General features: G+C 70.9%; 16 protein-coding genes. 7 read left to right on the top strand and 9 right to left on the bottom strand.

All coding sequences use genetic code 11. The features are described 5' to 3' along the window. The first annotated feature begins 149 nt into the window (after positions 1-149). From ACQUQD_RS03055 to ACQUQD_RS03035, 5 genes are all read left to right on the top strand, one after another. Positions 150-1,523 (top strand): ABC transporter substrate-binding protein, encoded by a 1,374-nt coding sequence (locus tag ACQUQD_RS03055; RefSeq protein WP_428950343.1) that lies wholly within the window; start codon positions 150-152, stop codon positions 1,521-1,523. A gap of 162 nt (positions 1,524-1,685) precedes the next feature. Then, positions 1,686-2,648, top strand: a complete 963-nt coding sequence (locus ACQUQD_RS03050) for a carbohydrate ABC transporter permease (protein ID WP_428950342.1) — start codon at positions 1,686-1,688, stop codon at positions 2,646-2,648. A gap of 11 nt (positions 2,649-2,659) precedes the next feature. Beyond that, the gene (locus ACQUQD_RS03045; protein WP_428950341.1) at positions 2,660-3,571 is read left to right on the top strand and encodes a carbohydrate ABC transporter permease; all 912 of its coding nucleotides are present in this window, start codon (positions 2,660-2,662) and stop codon (positions 3,569-3,571) included. A gap of 142 nt (positions 3,572-3,713) precedes the next feature. Then, a complete protein-coding gene (locus ACQUQD_RS03040; RefSeq protein WP_428950340.1) occupies positions 3,714-5,363 on the top strand; it encodes a glycoside hydrolase family 13 protein in 1,650 nt (549 codons plus the stop codon). Positions 5,364-5,445: 82 nt separating this feature from the next. Continuing rightward, positions 5,446-6,492 (top strand): LacI family DNA-binding transcriptional regulator, encoded by a 1,047-nt coding sequence (locus ACQUQD_RS03035; RefSeq protein ID WP_428950339.1) that lies wholly within the window; start codon positions 5,446-5,448, stop codon positions 6,490-6,492. Positions 6,493-6,538: 46 nt separating this feature from the next. Here ACQUQD_RS03035 and ACQUQD_RS03030 read toward each other — a convergent pair whose 3' ends face one another. Next, the gene (locus ACQUQD_RS03030; protein WP_428950338.1) at positions 6,539-7,618 is read right to left on the bottom strand and encodes an AMP-binding protein; all 1,080 of its coding nucleotides are present in this window, start codon (positions 7,616-7,618) and stop codon (positions 6,539-6,541) included. Between ACQUQD_RS03030 and ACQUQD_RS03025 the strand changes: the two genes are divergently transcribed. Then, entirely contained in the window at positions 7,584-8,012 is a 429-nt protein-coding gene (locus tag ACQUQD_RS03025) for an AMP-binding enzyme (protein WP_428950337.1), read from the top strand. The two genes, ACQUQD_RS03030 and ACQUQD_RS03025, sit on opposite strands and share 35 nt — an antisense overlap. Before the next feature lie 282 nt (positions 8,013-8,294). Here the strand turns inward: ACQUQD_RS03025 and ACQUQD_RS03020 are convergent, their stop codons facing one another. Together ACQUQD_RS03020 and thpR are read right to left on the bottom strand one after the other, a co-directional pair. Further along, complete coding sequence (locus ACQUQD_RS03020; RefSeq protein ID WP_428950336.1) at positions 8,295-8,699, bottom strand: FKBP-type peptidyl-prolyl cis-trans isomerase; 405 nt, start codon at positions 8,697-8,699, stop codon at positions 8,295-8,297. Between the two features lie 404 nt (positions 8,700-9,103). Beyond that, positions 9,104-9,781, bottom strand: a complete 678-nt coding sequence (thpR, locus tag ACQUQD_RS03015; RefSeq protein WP_428950335.1) for an RNA 2',3'-cyclic phosphodiesterase — start codon at positions 9,779-9,781, stop codon at positions 9,104-9,106. A 235-nt stretch (positions 9,782-10,016) separates the two neighbouring features. Between thpR and ACQUQD_RS03010 the strand changes: the two genes are divergently transcribed. Further along, the gene (locus tag ACQUQD_RS03010; protein ID WP_428950334.1) at positions 10,017-10,361 is read left to right on the top strand and encodes a hypothetical protein; all 345 of its coding nucleotides are present in this window, start codon (positions 10,017-10,019) and stop codon (positions 10,359-10,361) included. 216 nt (positions 10,362-10,577) lie between these two features. Here the strand turns inward: ACQUQD_RS03010 and exaC are convergent, their stop codons facing one another. From exaC to xylB, 6 genes are all read right to left on the bottom strand, one after another. Continuing rightward, a complete protein-coding gene (exaC, locus tag ACQUQD_RS03005; protein ID WP_428950333.1) occupies positions 10,578-12,101 on the bottom strand; it encodes an acetaldehyde dehydrogenase ExaC in 1,524 nt (507 codons plus the stop codon). Positions 12,102-12,177: 76 nt separating this feature from the next. Further along, complete coding sequence (locus ACQUQD_RS03000; protein ID WP_428957438.1) at positions 12,178-13,446, bottom strand: GAF domain-containing protein; 1,269 nt, start codon at positions 13,444-13,446, stop codon at positions 12,178-12,180. Positions 13,447-13,557: 111 nt separating this feature from the next. After that, a complete protein-coding gene (locus ACQUQD_RS02995; RefSeq protein WP_428950332.1) occupies positions 13,558-14,172 on the bottom strand; it encodes an N-acetylmuramoyl-L-alanine amidase in 615 nt (204 codons plus the stop codon). A 92-nt stretch (positions 14,173-14,264) separates the two neighbouring features. Next, on the bottom strand, positions 14,265-14,693 hold the full coding sequence (locus ACQUQD_RS02990; protein ID WP_428950331.1) for a hypothetical protein: 429 nt from the start codon (positions 14,691-14,693) through the stop codon (positions 14,265-14,267). A gap of 248 nt (positions 14,694-14,941) precedes the next feature. Further along, a complete protein-coding gene (locus ACQUQD_RS02985) occupies positions 14,942-16,135 on the bottom strand; it encodes an ROK family protein (protein ID WP_428950330.1) in 1,194 nt (397 codons plus the stop codon). A 90-nt stretch (positions 16,136-16,225) separates the two neighbouring features. Then, the gene (xylB, locus tag ACQUQD_RS02980; protein ID WP_428950329.1) at positions 16,226-17,662 is read right to left on the bottom strand and encodes a xylulokinase; all 1,437 of its coding nucleotides are present in this window, start codon (positions 17,660-17,662) and stop codon (positions 16,226-16,228) included. Between the last annotated feature and the right edge of the window lie 2 nt (positions 17,663-17,664).

Raw genomic sequence — 17,664 nt, 5'->3', positions numbered from 1 at the left:
TTTCTCGGTGGTTCGCAGGTGTTATTGATGCTTTGCGCATCCAGGTTTGTGTATTGCTCGGCGTTCTCGTGGCCCGTAACTTGTGCGTCACCTCGACGGGCCGCGAACCGACACAGGGCCCACACCCACTTCACCCTCAGGGACGATCCATGACCGCAATACCGGCGGGCAGAAACACCCGCGTCGGCATCGCCGTGGCCGCGATGGCCGCACTCGGCCTCGTTGTGAGCGGCTGCGGAGCCTCCAACGACGAGTCCGGAGACCCCAACGGCAGGATCACTATCACCGTGAACGACATGCCGGCCAAGACCGACCCGGTCAACCGCAAGATCTTCCTGCAGGACGTCGCCGCGTTCGAGAAGGCCAACCCGAAGATCCACGTCGTGCCGCACGAGGGCCAGATGGATCCCCAGACGTTCTCCGCCAAGCTCGCCGGAGGCCAGCTGGAGAACGCCTACTACGTCTACCTCACCGACCCGGCCGGCATCATCGCCAAGCACCAGGCGGCCGACATCACCGACTTCCTCAAGGACTATCCCGAGGCCCAGCAGGTCAAGCCCGAACTGCGCAAGGTCTTCCAGGACGAGGCCGGACGCACCTACGGCGTCACCGAAGGCAACTACTCCATGGGGCTGGTGTACAACCGCACCCTGTTCAAGAAAGCGGGCCTGGACCCCGACAAGCCGCCCACCACCTGGGACGAGGTCCGCGCCGACGCGAAGAAGATCGCCGCCCTCGGCAAGGGCGTCACCGGCTACGGCGACTACAGCAAGTCCAACACGGGCGGCTGGCACTTCACCGCCGAGATGTACTCGCGCGGCGGCGACGTCGCCGAGCAGCAGTCCGACGGGACGTGGAAGGCCGACTTCGACAACGCCACCGGCCGCGCGGTCCTCCAGCAGCTGCACGACATGCGCTGGACCGACAACTCCATGGGGCAGCGCCAACTCCTCGAATGGGCCGACCTGTTGCAGATGATGGGCTCGGGCAAGCTGGGCATGTACCTGGCCACCTCCGACAACATCACCACCATCGCCGCGCAGTACAAGGGCGACCCGAAGGAGTACGGCCTCGGCCCCATGCCGGAGGGCAAGGGCACCCTGGCCGGCGGTGGCGGGTTCATGTTCAACCCGAAGAACACCGCGGCGCAGACCAAGGCCGCTCTCGCCTGGATCATGTTCAAGTACGAGAACCCGGACCGGATCACGCTCGGCCAGAAGCGCGCCGCCGACCACGACCAGCCCGTCGGCCTGCCCGAGCCCAACATCTGGGCCGGTGCCGCGCAGAAGACCAAGGCGGCGGCCGACAAGAAGTACGCGAACCAGCCCGTCGCCAACTACGCGCCGTTCGCCGCCTCGATCGGCAAGGTTCCGCTGAAGCTGGAACCGCCGCAGGCACAGAAGGTCTATGCCGTGCTGGACACCGCCATGGCCAAGGTCCTCACGCAGAAGGGCGCCGACATCGACAAGCTCCTCGAGGACGCCTCGAAGCAGGTCGACTCGCTGCTCGCCGCCCAGCAGTAGCGGCCCGTACGTCACTGACAGGGCCGTGCCGCCGCCCTGACCCGCGGCACGGCCCCCGCGGATCCACCACCAGCGCACCCGATGTGTCCGACCCGAACCGCCCTGAACAGCCCTGAACAGCCCTGAACCACCCTGAACCACCCTGAACCACAAGGAGAACCCATGGCGACGTCCCTCGCGCCGCGTCGCAGCGAGGTCCACCCGCCCGCGCCCGCCGACATCGCGGCCGGCCCGCCCGGCCGGTGGCCCCATCTGCGCCGACGGATCACGGACAACGTCTGGGCCTACGGCTTCCTCACGGCAGGGATCCTCAGCTTCGCCTACTTCTCCTGGTACCCGCTGGTCCGCGGCATCGTCCTCAGCTTCCAGCGGGACAACCTCATCACCGACCCGCAGTGGATCGGCCTCGGCAACTACCGCACCCTGTTCGCCGACCCGCTGTTCTGGACCGCGTGGAAGAACACCGCCGAGTTCACCGGCCTCGCCCTGGTCTTCGGCTACGCGGTGCCGTTCGTCATCGCGGTCCTCCTCAACGAACTGCGCCACTTCAAGGCCTATTTCCGCATCGCCGTGTACCTGCCGGTGATGCTGCCGCCGATCGTCAGCGTCATGCTCTGGCAGTACTTCTACGATCCGGGGCAGGGCCTCTTCAACACCCTCCTGCACGGCGCGCATCTGCCCACGTCACAGTGGGTGCAGTCCCCGCACACGGCGATGATCTCCCTCGTCCTCGTCTCGACCTGGGCGAACATGGGCGGCGCCACGCTGATGTACCTCGCCGCGCTGCAGTCCATACCCGGCGAGCTGTACGAGGCCGCCGAACTGGACGGGGCCGGCATGTGGGCCCGGCTGCGCCACGTCACCGTCCCGCAGATGCGGTTCGTGATGCTGGTCCTGCTGCTGCTCCAGATCATCTCGACGATGCAGGTGTTCATCGAGCCGTTCCAGATGACCGGGTTCACCAACCCCTCGACCATCACCGTGATGACGCTGATCTACCGCTACGCCTTCGCCGTCAACAACGACTTCGGCCTGGCCGCCGCGATGAGCGTCCTCCTCTTCGTCGTACTCGCCGTATTCGCCGCCGTCTACCTGCGCCTGACCCGCGACGGCGACCAGGGCTGAGGGAGAAACACATGTCCAGGGCCACCCCCTCCGCCGAGCCGGCGCAGCGCAGCCTGATCTCCGCCAAGGAGCTCGCACGCCCCCGCAACCGGCGTCTCTACTACGCGATCCTCACGCTCACGGTGCTCGCCTTCGCGGCCGCGTTCCTCTACCCGCTGTACTGGATGGCCAGTGCCGCGCTGGAGACACCCCGGCAGTTCGCCGAGCAGACTCCGACCCTGCTGCCCGAGTCCGTCCACCTCAGCGCCTACAAGGACGCCTGGACACAGATGGACATCGCCCACTTCTTCCTGAACACCGTGTACTACGCGGCCGGGGGCTGGGCCATCCAGATGGCGGTCGACGTCTGTGCCGCGTACGCGCTGTCGAAACTGCGCCCGGCCTTCGGCAACATCGTCTTCGCCGGCATGCTCGCCAGCCTCATGCTCCCGGCCGCGGCGCTCCTCGTGCCCGCCTACCTGACGGTCAACGACCTGCCGCTGCTCCACCTCAACCTCATCAACACCCCCTGGGCGCTGTGGCTGCCCGGCGCGGCCAACGCCTTCAACATCTACGTGCTGCGGCGCTTCTTCGACCAGATCCCCACCGACATCCTCGACGCCGCGGCCATCGACGGCGCCTCCCGCCTCCAGGTGCTGCTGCGCATCGTGCTGCCCCTGTCCCGCCCCGTGCTGGCCGTGGTCTCGATCTTCTCGGTCGTCGGCATGTGGAAGGACTTCCTGTGGCCGCTGCTGGTCCTGCAGGACCCGGACAAGCAGACGCTGTCCGTCGCCCTGCACCGGCTGTCCACGTCCACCACCCAGGTCCCGCCCACCGAGATGATCGCCGGTCTGGCCATCGCCGCCGTCCCGATGATCGTGCTGTTCCTCTTCTTCCAGCGCCACATCATCAGCGGCCTGTCCGCCGGCGCCCTCAAGGGATGACCCGCACCCGACGCCCCGGCAGCCGCGGGCACACCCCCGGGCTGTCCCAGCAGCCTGGGCACATCCCGGGCCGCCGCGGCGCGCGGGCACACCTCAGACCTCCCACACCTCATCCGCACTTTGCATCCAAGGAGTCTGCTCCGTGGTCCGATCCGCCGACGCCCACGACGAGTGGTGGCGCCACGCCGTCATCTACCAGGTCTACCCGCGCTCGTTCGCCGATGCCGACGGCGACGGCGTCGGCGACCTCGCCGGTGTCCGCCGACACCTGCCCTACCTGGCCGAACTCGGCGTCAACGCCCTCTGGTTCAGCCCTTGGTACGCCTCGCCGCAGGCCGACGCCGGCTACGACGTCGCCGACTACCGGCGCATCGACCCCGCCTTCGGGGACCTGGCCGAGGCCGAGGCCCTCATCGCCGAAGCGCATGACCTGGGCCTGCGCATCATCGTCGACATCGTTCCCAATCACGTGTCCGACCAGCACGCCTGGTTCAAGGAGGCCGTCGCCGCGGCGCCCGGCGCCGAGGCCCGCGACCTGTTCTGGTTCCGGCCCGGCCGGGGCGAGGACGGCGAACTGCCGCCCAACACCTGGCAGTCCGTCTTCGGCGGCCCCGCGTGGACACGCGTCACCCACCCGGACGGAACGCCGGGGGAGTGGTACCTGCACCTCTTCGCGCCCGAGCAGCCCGACCTGAACTGGAACAACCCGAAGGTCCGCGAGGAGCACGAGGACGTCCTCAGGTTCTGGTTCGACCGCGGGGCCGACGGCGTACGCATCGACTCGGCCACCATGCCCGCCAAGGACCCCGCCCTGCCCGAGTTCGACCCGGACGCGACACCGCCCGACCACCCCTACATCGACCGGGACGACGTCCACTCCATCTACCGCTCCTGGCGCGCCATCGCCGACGGCTACCGGCCGGCCCGGGCTCTCATCGGCGAGGTCTGGCTCGCCGACCCCGAACGCTTCGCCCGCTACCTGCGCAGCGACGAGATGCACACCGCCTTCAACTTCGACTACCTCAACAGCCCCTGGGAGCCGGGCGCCCTGCGCACCGTCATCCAGGACACCCTCGACGCCCACGCCGGCGTGGGCGCCTCGCCCACCTGGGTGCTCTCCAACCACGACGTGACGCGGCACGTCACCCGTTACGGCCGCGCGGACTCCTCGTACGGGCACGCGCTGCGCCAGCACGGCACCCCCACCGACCTCGCCCTCGGCACCCGCCGGGCCCGCGCGGCCCTGCTCCTCGCCCTGGCCCTGCCGGGTGCGCACTACCTGTACCAGGGGGAGGAACTGGGCCTGGGGGAGGTCGAGGACATTCCCGCCGGGCTGCGGCAGGACCCGATCTTCCACCGCACCGCGGGCCGGGACATCGGCCGCGACGGATGCCGCGTCCCCCTGCCCTGGTCGGGCCAGGAGCCGCCGTTCGGATTCAGCCCCACCGCCACGGCGCGGACCTGGCTGCCCCAGCCCGCGGACTGGGCCGGCCTCACCGTCGAGGCCCAGCAGGCCGACCCCGACTCCATGCTCGCCTTCTACCGGGGCGCGCTCGCGGCCCGCCACCACCACGCCGCGAGCCTGCGCGGCGACGGCTTCCGCTGGCTCGACGCGGACCCGCACGTCCTCGCCTTCCAGCGCGACGCGGGCCTCGTCTGCGTCACCAACCTGTCCGCCGCCGAACAGCCCCTGCCGCCCCACAGCGACGTCCTCCTCAGCAGCGCGACCGGCGCCGCCTCCTCCGACCGCACGGTGGCTCCCGACACCACGGTCTGGCTGCGCACCGGATGACACCGCACGCCGTCGGGGCCGGTGACCGCCGGCCCCGACGGTGCCCTCACATCCAGCGTCACCTACAGAAGGCACCCCTCTCATGGCTCGTAAGCTCTCCGAAGTGGCCCGCCGCGTCGGCGTCAGCGAAGCGACCGTCAGCCGCGTCCTGAACAGCAAACCCGGAGTCTCCGACGCCACCCGCAAGGCCGTCCTCACCGCCGTCGACGTCCTCGGCTACGAACGGCCCACCCAACTGCGCGGCAGCAGCTCCCGCCTCGTCGGACTCGTCCTGCCCGAGCTGCAGAACCCCATCTTCCCCGCGCTGGCCGAAGTCGCGGGCGGCGCACTGGTCCAGCTGGGCTTCACTCCCGTGCTCTGCACGCGGACCGCCGGCGGCCTCACCGAGGCCGAATACGTGTCCATGCTGCTCGACCAACACGTGAGCGGGGTGATCTTCTGCGGAGGCCTCAACGCGCAGGAGTACGAGGCTCTCGCGCAGCGCGGCGTGCCCGTCGTGCTGCTCAACGCCGCCGTCAGCCAGCCGCCCGCGAGCCAGGGCGGCCCGGGCTTCCCCCAGGTCTCCACCGACGACGCCACCGCGGTCGAACAGGCCTACGCACATCTCACCGCACTCGGCCACACCCGGATCGGTCTCCTCGTCGGCCCCTCCGACCACGGCCCCTCACGCCGGAAGGCCGACGCCTTCGCACGACTGACAGCACGTCACGCTCCGCACCTCCGCGAACAGCTCGTGGGGCACGCCCTGTTCTCCTTCGAAGGCGGACAGGCGGCGGCCCACGAACTCCTGCGGCAGCAGATCACCGGGCTCATCTGCGGCAGCGACATCCTGGCCCTCGGCGCCATCCGGGCGGCCCGCCGCGCGGATCTGTCCGTCCCCGAAGACCTCTCGGTGGTCGGCTACGACGATTCCGCGTTCATGAACTACACCAACCCGCCTCTGACGACCCTGCGCCAGCCCATCGACGCCATGTCCCGCTCCGCCGTCACCCTCCTGGCCAACCAGATCGGGGGAGTCCCCACCAGCTCCAACGAACTCCTGCACGAGCCCGAACTGGTGGTGCGCAACTCCACCGCACCGCCGTCACGCCAGCGCAGGATGCGCCCCGTCTCAGGGGTGGCCAGTTGAGGACCTCTCGCAGGGCTCGGCTGATGAGGGAGCACGGTCCGCTCCGTCAGACCACAGGACGTGCGGGCTGCTCGATCACGATGGCCCGCTTGAGAATCTTGCCCGTGGCCCCCTTGGGCAGAGCGTCGACCAGCCGCACGATCCGGGGGTACTTGTACGCCGCCACCCGTTCCTTGACGTGGGAGCGCAGCGACTCCGCCGTGGTGGCGGAGCCCGGCCGAAGGACCACCACGGCGGCGATCTCCTCGCCGTGCGTGGGGTCGGGCACACCGACCACCGCGGCTTCCACGACGTCCGGATGGCGGTACAGGACCTCCTCGATCTCGCGCGGATAGACGTTGTAGCCCCCGCGGATGACGAGGTCCTTCGTGCGGTCGACGACGAAGTAGTAGCCGTCCTCGTCGACCCGTGCGAGATCGCCGGTGCGGAACCAGCCGTCCCGGAACGCGAGCCGGGTGGCGTCGGGGCGATTCCAGTACCCCTTCATGACGTTCTCGCCCCGGACGGCCAGCTCGCCGACCTCGCCCGGGCCGACGACGCGGCCGTCCTTGCCGACGAGCCGCAGCTCGACCCCGTGCACCGGGAACCCGATGGAGCCGGCCTTGCGCGGTCGATCCGGGGGATTGAAGCAGGCCACCGGCGATGTCTCCGAGAGACCGTAGCCCTCCAGCACGGTGACGCCGAGCTCTCGTTCGGTGGAGTGCAGCAGCTCCACGGGGAGCGAGGCACCGCCCGAGACCGCGAGACGCAAGTGCGGCATCGCGCCCGGGACGCCTGCCTGAAGCAGCGCGGTGTACATCGTGGGCACGCCCAGGAAGACGGTCACTGCGTCCCGGCGCAGGGTCTCCAGGGCCCTCGCCGCGTCGAAGCGCGGCAGCAGTGTCAGGCAGGCCCCCGAGGCGATCGCGGTGTTGAGGGCGCAGGTCTGGCCGAACGCGTGGAACAGCGGGAGACCACCGAACAGAACGTCGTCGGGTCCCACCCGCAACAGGGTCCGTGCCGTCGTCAGCGCGTTGGTCACCAGATTGCGGTGCGTCAGCTCCGCGCCTTTCGGGGTGCCCGTCGTGCCGGACGTGTAGAGGATCACCGCGGTGTCGCCGTCGGCTGCCTCGACCGCCCCGGCCATCGGCGGCGTCGCCCGCAACAGCGCGTCGAACTCCTCGGGAACGGCGACCAGGCACGCGGCTCCGGCCCGGTCCGCCGCCGACGTCGCCTGGCCCGACGGCCGCTACTACATGCCGCTGTTCGTCGTCCCCGCGGACGGAGAACGGTTCGACGACACCCTGCGCGCCGAGCTGGTCAGCGCGATCAGACAACACCTCTCTCCCCGCCACGTACCCGACACCATCGTCCCCATCGCGGCCGTACCCCGCACACTCACGGGCAAGAAGCTGGAGGTCCCGGTCAAACGCATCCTCCAGGGCGCGAGGATCACCGACGTCGCCGCCGAGGGATCCGTGACCAGGCCCGACATGCTGAACTGGTTCGCGAACTTCAGCGCCGAACTGGGCCACCTCTGAGGAGGCGCACGCACGGACCCCGGCTGCTTCGCGCTGTACGAAACAAGAAGGTTCTTCGCCTGCTGGTGGCACAGCGGCTGCACCCAGCCTGACCGGTGAAAACGGCCGTAGCTGTGGTTCTCGAGAGGTTGCTGGTCCGGAGATGGTCCGGATCTTGGCGCGTGTGGCGCTGGGGAGGGCAGGCTTCGGGCGCAGAGGGGCGACCGGTCGGGCACGCACGGGTCAGCGGAATCCCCGGAGCGTCCGCGAAGGATCCGACGGTCTCTTCCGTGCCGCAGGGGGCTAGGCGTTGCTCCACCCGGCTGTGCTGGAATACGAGTCAAGCAGGTCCACGACGAAGACGAGGGTCGAGCCCGCCGGGATCAACGGTGATGGCGACTGATTGCCGTAGCCGAGACGTGGGGGAATGATGATCTCGCGTCGCCCGCCGACCTTCATGCCCTTCACTCCCCGGTCCCAGCCCTTGATGACCCTGCCACTGCCCAGGGCGAACTTGAACGGCTGGCCCCGTTCCCAGGAGGCGTCGAACTCCTTCCCGGACTCGAAGGCCACCCCGACGTAGTGGACCCTGACCACCATGCCCGGCTTCACCTCGACCCCGTCCCCGACGACCAGGTCCCGGATGGTCAACTCGGTAGGAGCGTCACCCTCCGGAACGTTCACCTCGGGCTTCGTCAGTTCACTCATTGCACCCTCATAGCTCTCCGCCGAATGCCCTCCGCACAGGCCGGATGGACACATGGACACCCCATGCGGCAGAGGGACACGCTATCGGGAATGCCGAATCCGCCTGGAGGCAACTTCCCATGTGGCCGGCAACCCCGCTCGGCGCCCCCCCGGCCAGGGACAGACGTGTCGGACCGTTCAGCAGTCGACTAGGTGATTGCGGAATTTCTGACGGACCAGGAGCAAGCGGCGGCGCCGTAGCTCATGCCGGCTGGCCTGCGAGTCGTACGCCTTATCGCCCAGGACGGACTTGGACCGCCGTCGTGGCCGTCCGGCGACGGACCGGTTGCGGCACCCCCCTCTGCAACCAGAGGCACATGCGATGGCCGGACTCCCTGACTGGCGGGATGACCGTCTGAGCGGGCTCAGGGCGCGTTGGGTCGAGGCGGCATCATCTTGAGGCCCGAGGCGTCCTTGTGCTCATGCACAGCAGTCTGTGGCGGTTTCGGATCGGAATGCTCTTGCCCAGTGACCAGGCCCCAGGCGTCGATGTCCTGATAGCGCCGTGGGCCCGGGTGGCCTTTTACCGTGCTGCCGACCAGGTGGAGGCGTTCGGCCTGCCAAGGGCGTCCAGTAAAGCCGTCGAGGCAGGCGGCCGCCGCCGTCACGGACGCGTTGTCGTAGCGGCGAGCGCGGGCCAGCGTGAGGTGGGGACGCAGCGGACGTTCGGCGAAGACGACGTCGCAGTCCCTGATCCGCGCACGTACCGCTTCGGCCAGCTCGTGCAGTCTGTCGAGATCGCCCTCGATGCCGCTCCACAGCACTCGCTCGTCGAAGTGTCCGCCACCGAGCAGCGCCAGTTCGGGAGACGGGCGGGCAGCCGCCAGGTCGGCGAGGGGTGCACGAAGCCGCTGAACGGCCTGTACCGGCAGCTCGCCCAGGAACGCCAGGGTGATGTGCCAGTCCTCGATGCGGTTCCAGCGCAGACCGGGATAGGCGGCGTAGGCCGGGCTCAGCGCGTGCGCCAGCTCGTTCTTCGCATGGTCGGGCGGCGCGAGGGCGACAAAGGCGTGCTGGGTGGCGGTCTGGGGTGGTTCTGTCACGGATGTTTTCTTACCTCATGCGTTCACCCGTTCTCCTCGAAGGCCAAGGCCGGGAAACTCGCCGACGGCTCCAAGCATCAAGGAGCGGGCTGATACGAGTACGCCCTTTGTGTCCGCCGGAGGCGCCAGGGGATAGAGCGAGAAACCCCATCGACGACAGACGGTAGGCACCCAAGCGGGTTGTCTGGAGAGGGCCACCGAAACGCAGATCTGTGAGCAGCACGGTGCGTACGGTATGGCGCTCATCGGCATCGGCAGCTTCACGGAAGCCCTTCTCCTCGACGTAGTAACCCACAGAGATCCAAGCCTGCAACGAGGCTTCCCCCAGGGCGAGAGGCGCGTTGCCCCTGAACGGGCAAGCTTTGTCCTGCTGCTCGACACCGCTCGTACCCGAGGGTGGATTCAGATGGACGCCCATGACTTCATGGCGATCGGTCGTGAGTATCGAAACTTCGTCCACCTCCGCAAGCAACGAGAACGCGGCGTCATCCCGGACCGAGACACCGTCGGCATGTGCTGGGGACCAGTCCTCGCGGTGCTCAACGACCTCGAGACCACCCGTGATCACACTGCCGTGTGATCACGCCCACCACGCGACATCGTCTGCTCTTCCTCGCACGCTTCGCACCACTGAGGGCGCGGCGACGTAGCGCCCCAGTTGGCCCGTGGCTGCCCCGTGACGGGCGCAGATTCGTGGTGAATGGGTCCAGAAGGTTGCTGACTGGTCACGGATAGTTGCTGCGTCCTGTGGGTGCCTGAAAGGGCAAAGTTCCTTCCAGGCACCCAACTTGAGGTTCTAGAAGAACCCAAGTTTCTGAGGGCTGTATGAAACAAGAAGATTCTTCGTCTGCTGGTAGTGCTCCAGCATCATCTTGTGGTTCTCCCGCCCGATCCCCGACTGCTTGTACCCGCCGAACGCCGCGTGCGCCGGGTACGCGTGGTAGCAGTTCGTCCAGACGCGGCCCGCCTGGATCGAACGGCCCGCGCGGTAGGCCGTGTTGATGTCGCGGGTCCACACGCCCGCGCCGAGCCCGTACAGCGTGTCGTTGGCGATCTTGATGGCGTCGTCGTAGTCGGCGAACGAGGCGACCGAGACGACCGGGCCGAAGATCTCCTCCTGGAAGATCCGCATGCGGTTGGAGCCCTCGAAGATGGTCGGCTGGACGTAGTAGCCGCCCGCCAGTTCGCCGTCGTGCTCGATGCGCTGTCCGCCCGTGAGGACCTTCGCGCCCTCCTGCTGGCCGATGTCCAGGTACGAGAGGATCTTCTGCAGCTGGTCGTTGGAGGCCTGGGCGCCGATCATCGTGTCGGTGTCCAGCGGGTGGCCCGGCTTGATGGCCTCCGTGCGGGCGATCGCCGCCTCGAGGAACTCGCTGTAGTGGCCCTGCTGGATGAGCGCCCGGGACGGGCAGGTGCACACCTCGCCCTGGTTGAGCGCGAACATCGTGAAGCCTTCGAGGGCCTTGTCGCGGAAGTCGTCGTCCTTCGCCCAGACGTCGTCGAAGAAGATGTTGGGGGACTTGCCGCCGAGTTCGAGGGTGACCGGCTTGATGTTCTCGGACGCGTACTGCATGATCAGGCGGCCCGTCGTGGTCTCGCCCGTGAACGCGACCTTCGCCACGCGCGAGCTGGAGGCCAGCGGCTTGCCCGCCTCGACGCCGAAGCCGTTGACGACGTTGACGACGCCCGGCGGGATCAGGTCCGCGACCAGGCTCAGCCAGAAGTGGATCGAGGCGGGTGTCTGTTCGGCCGGCTTGATGACGACCGCGTTGCCGGCCGCGAGCGCCGGGGCCAGCTTCCATGTCGCCATCAGGATCGGGAAGTTCCACGGGATGATCTGCGCGACGACGCCCAGCGGCTCGTGGAAGTGGTACGCGACCGTGTCGTCGTCGATCTCGGAGAGGCTGCCCTCCTGCGCGCGGACCGCGCCCGCGAAGTAGCGGAAGTGGTCGATCGCGAGCGGGATGTCGGCGGCGAGGGTCTCGCGGACCGGCTTGCCGTTCTCCCAGCTCTCCGCGACGGCGAGCTGCTCGAGGTTCGCCTCCATCCGGTCGGCGATCTTGAGGAGGATGTCGGCGCGGGCACCGGCGGAGGTGCGGCCCCAGGCGGGCGCGGCGGCGTGCGCGGCGTCGAGGGCGGCCTCGACGTCCTCGACGGTGCCGCGCGCGATCTCGGTGAACGGCTGTCCGTTGACCGGGCTCGGGTTCTCGAAGTACTGGCCGCGGGCGGGCGGCACGTACTCGCCGCCGATGAAATGGTCGTAGCGGGCCTGGTAGGAGACGACGGAGCCCTCGGTGCCGGGCGCGGTGTAACGGGTCATCTTGGCTGGCCTCCAGTGCGGGCTGCCCGCCGTTGGGCAGCTTTCGCCCGGGAGGCTAGGGACCAGGACGTTGCAGCTACGTTGCGTACGGGTCCGGGGCGCGCTGTTCCTCGTCCAGCGCCGCGAGGCGGGTCAGGACCGGCGGAGTCGGACGGGCCGCGGCGAGCGCCTGCCAGACGGCGAGGTCGTCCTCGCCCCAGGGGGCGTGCGCCCAGTCCGCGAGCAGGTCCGGGTCACCCCGCGCGATGAGCGCCGCCCGCAGCCCGTCGGCGAGCCTGCGTCGTATACGGGCCACCGCCGGCGCCTGCGAGGCCGGCAGCAGCGGACCCGTGTACGCGGACGCCGCCGCGGTCACCGCGCCGGAGCCGAGGCGCCGCTCCACCGTGGTGAGGTCCGAGTCGACCGGGACGGCGAGGCGATAGGGGCGGGACGTGAGGACATCCGGGCCCAGCACTCTGCGCAGCCGGGCGAGTTCGGCCCGCAGGGTCACCGGCGTGACCCGTTCGTCGTCGTACAGGAAACACATCAGCTCGTCGCCGCTCAGGCCCTCCGGATGGCGGGACAGGAGGACGACCAGTTCGCTGTGGCGGCGGCTCAGGCGGATCTTGTGGCCGGATGCGGTGACCAGCAGCGCCTCGTCGCGGCCGAGCGCGTTCAGCCGCAGACCCGGCCCGGCCGTCGGTCGGGGGGCGAGCAGCGCGAGCTGGGACTCGGCGGCGCGGGCCACCGCCTGCACGAACGCGAGGCTGTGCGGATGCGCGAGGCCGTCCCCGCCGGTGATGTCGACCGCGCCGAGCAGCCGCCCGGAGTGTGGATCGTGCACGGGAGCCGCCGCGCACGTCCACGGCTGCACCTCGCGGATGAAGTGCTCGGCGGCGAACACCTGCACCGGGCGGTCCACGGCGACCGCCGTCCCCGGCGCGTTCGTCCCCATCGCCGACTCCGACCAGCGGGCCCCCGGCACGAAGTTCATCCCGTCCGCCCGCCGCCGGGTGGCCGGGTGACCCTCGACCCACAGCAGCCGGCCCTGCGCGTCGCACACGGCCAGGAGATGCTCTCCGTCCGACGCGAACGTGCCCATCAGCTCGCGGAACAACGGCATCACCCGGGACAGCGGATGCTCCGCGCGATACGCCCCGAGGTCGCCGTCGGTCAGCTCCACCGCCGCCGACGCGTCCGGGCTCACGTGCGCCCCGGCCGAGCGGCGCCAGGAATCGGCGACCACCGGGCGCACCGGACGGGCGACGGTGCCCGCCGCGGTGAACCGGTCATGGGCGTGACGCAGCGCCCGCACCCGCTCGGAGGGATCGGCGCCCGGCTCCAGGGCGACCCAGGGATCGGTCAACTCGGCCTCCAGACGGCGATGCGGTGGGGACATCGTCGCTCCGGCAGCGCGGGTCGACAAGGAGCCGGGCACGGATCGTCCGAGGTGGCACATGCCGCCCCGGACGCGGCGTCAGGCGAAGTTCACCATCCGGATGTAGCGCGTCCAGTCCCAGTACGGGCCCGGATCGGTGTGGTCGGTGCCGGGAACCTCCACGTGGCCGATGATGTGCTCACGGTCCATCGGAATGCCGTACCGGGCACAGATCGACGCGGTCAGCGCCGCCGACTGCTCGTACATCGCGTCGGTGAAGTACTCGGGCTTGTCGACCCAGCCCTCGTGCTCGATACCGATGCTGCGCGTGTTGTAGTCCCAGTTCCCCGCGTGCCAGGCGACGTTCTTCTCGCGCACGCACTGCGCGATGTGTCCGTCGGCCGAGCGCACGAGATAGTGCGGGGAGACCTGCTTCGCGGAGTTCTTGAAGATGGCGACGGCGTCGGCATAGGTCTCCTGCGTGACGTGGACGACGACGTAGTCGACGGGATACGACGACGGGCGGCTGGACACGGTGTAGTTGGAGGTGCTCGCGGGGACGGACTCGGCCGGCGGGTAGTCGACCGCCTGTGCCCCGGCGCCGGCCCGGCCCGCTGGCAGCAGCGCGGCGGGCACCGCGGCCAGCGCCCCGGCCTGGAGCAGACGGCGGCGGCTGGGGCGGCCGGGGGAGTGTGCTCCTCTTGCTCGGTCCATGACGATCCTGCCTCTCGAATGGCTCGGACGGTGGGGGGAACCGGCAGCGCCTGGACGCTGCCGCAGAGCTCAGAGCTGCGGTGCCCGGTGGTTCAACGCTCGGGGCGCGGCAGGGTCGCCGTGCTCTCGCGCGGCCGTGCGTGCAGTCCGCGGTGCGTCTCGCGCGCCGGCGGCCGCTCCTCGCGGAGCTCGGCGACGCAGGTGTCATCGGTGTCGCAGACGTTCGCCAGCGGTGACCCGACGGTCCGCGTGGCGAACCGGTGGGCGTCCAACTCGCTGACGCCGTAGTCCCGTACGAGCCACCGCACCAGGTCGAGCCGGGACACCCGGAAGGCGTTCTCCAGCCCGGCCAGGCGTGGCGGATGACGTCGCGTCGGCACGAGCCGGACGACGACCCCGAGGGCGAGCCAGGTGCCGACGACGGGACCCGCGTACGGGACGGGGGCGGGGACGCCCGCCGCGGACAGCGGCGCGGGCACGAACGCGACGGTCCCGAGCAGCGGGCACAACAGGTGCTGCACAGGACTGCTTCCGATCGCCAGCCTCTGGTCTCCGACGGCGTCCCCCGACACAGGAATCCCCTTCCCGTGCGCACGCCGCCACCCGTCGGACGGACAGGAGTCCGGCGCCTCGCGTGAAGTACGGTACGGCGCCCGCAGGTTGGCGCGAAAGAGGGCGCGACGCCCCTGTGGAGAACCCACGGAATGTGCACAACCGCACGTCAGAGGTCCGAACCACTGGCAGCGGCGGGCCCGGCCGGGGCGGCGCGCTACGCCTCCTGCGCGACTCCCATCGGGTCGTCGAGCACCGCCCGCACTACGGAATGCGCCGCGCCGAGCAGCGGCCCGTCCGAGCCGAACCGGGAGACGGCGACCCCGTCGGCCGGAGTCGCCGTGCGGCGCGTCAACTCACGCTCCAGGGACGGCAGAAGCCACGGCGCGAGACGGGACAGCGCGCCGCCCAGCACCACCGCGCGCGGATCGAGCAGATTCACCGCGCCGGTCAGCGCGATGCCCAGCGCGGTGCCGGCGCCGCGCAGCGCACGGCGGGTGGCCGTGTCGCCCGCCTCGGCCCGCTCGGCCAGCAGCGACACCCGGTCCGCGCCCGGCGCGACGCCCGCCGCCCGCAGCACCGCCTCCTCGCCCGCGTACTGCTCCAGGCAGCCGCGCCCGCCGCACGGGCAGGCCGGACCCTCGGGGCGTACCGGAACATGCCCGAGCTCGCCCGCGAACCCCCTTGCCCCGCGCAGCAGTTGACCGTCGACGACCAGGGCGGCGCCGATACCGATCTCCGCCGACACATGAAGGAAGTCCGCCGGGGACTCCGCGGCGAGCCACAGCTCGGCGAGCGCGCCGAAGTTCGCCTCGTTGTCGACGCTCAGCGGCACCTCGCAGGGCAGCAGCGCGGCGACGTCCGTGTCGTGCCAGTCCAGGTTGGGGGCGCGGACGACGGTCTGGGTGCCCCGCGCCACGAGTCCGGGCACCGCGACGGCGAGCCCCGCCGGGCGCAGCCCCTCCGCCGCGGCCTCCTCGGTCACCTGCCGCACCAGCTCCGCGAGGTCGAGCAGCACGGGGCCCGGCGCGCGCCCCCGGTTGCCGACCCGCAGCTCCGCGCGCGCCCGCACCTCGCCGCGCAGGTCCACCGCGCACACCGCGAGATGGTCGACGCCCACCTCGGCGCCCAGCCCGGCGGGGCCCCGGCCGCTGACCGCGAGCGCGGAGCCCGGCCGGCCCACACCGCCGGGCCGCTGCGGCCCGAGCTCCTCCAGGAGACCGGCCCGGATCAGCTCGTCGACGAGCGTGGAGACGGCGGCCCGGGTCAGCCCGATGCGGCCCGCCACCGACGCCCGGGACAGAGGGCCCGCGGCGGCGACCGCGTGCATCACGCGGGACAGGTTGCGGCGGCGCATGCCCTGCTGGGTGTCGGGCGTCCCCGGCCGGGGACGGTGCAGTGGTGCGGTCATGCGGTCATGCTCCCAGGATGTGCGACGGGCGATGCGCGCAGGTCGACGTGAGCGGCCCGGCCGCGCGGCCGGGCGGGCACGGCGTCCCGGTCACGGCCGCTCCAGCAGCGGCGCCGCGCCCGCCAGCACCCCCGAGAGCCGCTCCAGGGTCGCCTCGTCCCGTTCCACCGCGTCGAGGACAGGACCGCGCGCGGTCTCCCAGCGCCGGGCCACGGCCCCCGGGTCCTCGCCGGTGAGCAGGCCCGCGGCCTGCGCGGCGGCGCCGAGCGCCACCAGCTCGCGGGCCTCGGGGACCTGGACGGCCCGCCCCGACAGCCGGCGCACGGTCTCCTGCCAGGCCGTGCCGCGCGCGCCGCCACCGATCAGCAGCAGGGGAGCGGACCGGTCGGCCTCGTCGTCCAGGACCCGGTCGAGGGCGCCGAGCAGCGCGTGCACCGCCCCGTCGTACGCCGCCTGCAGCAGCTGCCCGCCGGTCGTGTCGTGCCGCAGACCGGTCAACAGGCCGGAGGCGTGCGGGAGATCGGGGGTCCGCTCGCCGTCGAGGTAGGGCAGGATCGTCGCGGTGCCGCCCGTCTCGACGGCCTCCCGGTCCAGGCCGAGCAGCGCGGCGATCCGGTCCACGGCGAGGGTGCAGTTCAGCGTGCAGGCCAGCGGCAGCCAGTCGCCGCGCGCGTCCGCGAACCCGGCGACGGTGCCGCTCGCGTCCGCGGGCCGGCGCCGGGACACCGCGTACACCGTGCCGGACGTGCCGAGGCTCAGTACGGGCGTGCCCGGCAGCAGGCCGAGGCCGAGCGCGGCGGCGGCGTTGTCCCCGGTGCCGGCGGCCACCAGCGTGCCCTTGGAGAAGGGCAGTCCGTCCGCCGCGTCGCGGACCGTGCCCGCGACCTCGCCGGGCGCGACCACGCTGGGCAGCAGCGCGGGATCGAGCCCGACCCGCCCGAGGATGTCCTCGTCGTACGCCTCGGTCGCCGACGCCCACCATCCCGTACCGGACGCGTCGCCCCGGTCCGTCGTGCCCGCACCCGTCAGCCGCCCGGTCAGGTAGTCGTGCGGCAGCCGCACCGCCGCCGTCGCGCGTACGGCCTCCGGCTCGTGCTCGGCCAGCCACGCCCACTTCGACACCGTGAAGGAGGCCCCGGGTACGCTCCCGAACCGGTCCGCCCACACCTTCGCCCCGCCCAGCTCGTCCACCAGACGGCGGGCCTGCGGCGCGGAGCGCACGTCGTTCCACAACAGCGCCGGACGCACCGGCCGCCCCTGGGCGTCGAGCGTCACCAGGCCGTGCTGCTGCCCGCCCACCGACACGGCCGACGCGCGGCGTGCCGCGTCGCCGCACTGGGCGAGCGCCGAGGTCAGCGCGGTGTACCACTCCTCGGGGTCGCTCTCGCGGCCCGCGCCCGAGGTCACCGTGTGCGGCGCCTGCCCGCTGGCCACGACCGCGCCCGTGGCGACATCGACGACCAGGGCCTTCGTGGACTGCGTGGAACTGTCGACCCCGACGACAAGGGGGCCCTCGGCAGCTGACATGC

The organism is Streptomyces sp. cg35, assembly GCF_050410835.1.
GTDB lineage: Bacteria > Actinomycetota > Actinomycetes > Streptomycetales > Streptomycetaceae > Streptomyces.
This window is presented reverse-complemented; position numbering and strand designations above follow the sequence as displayed.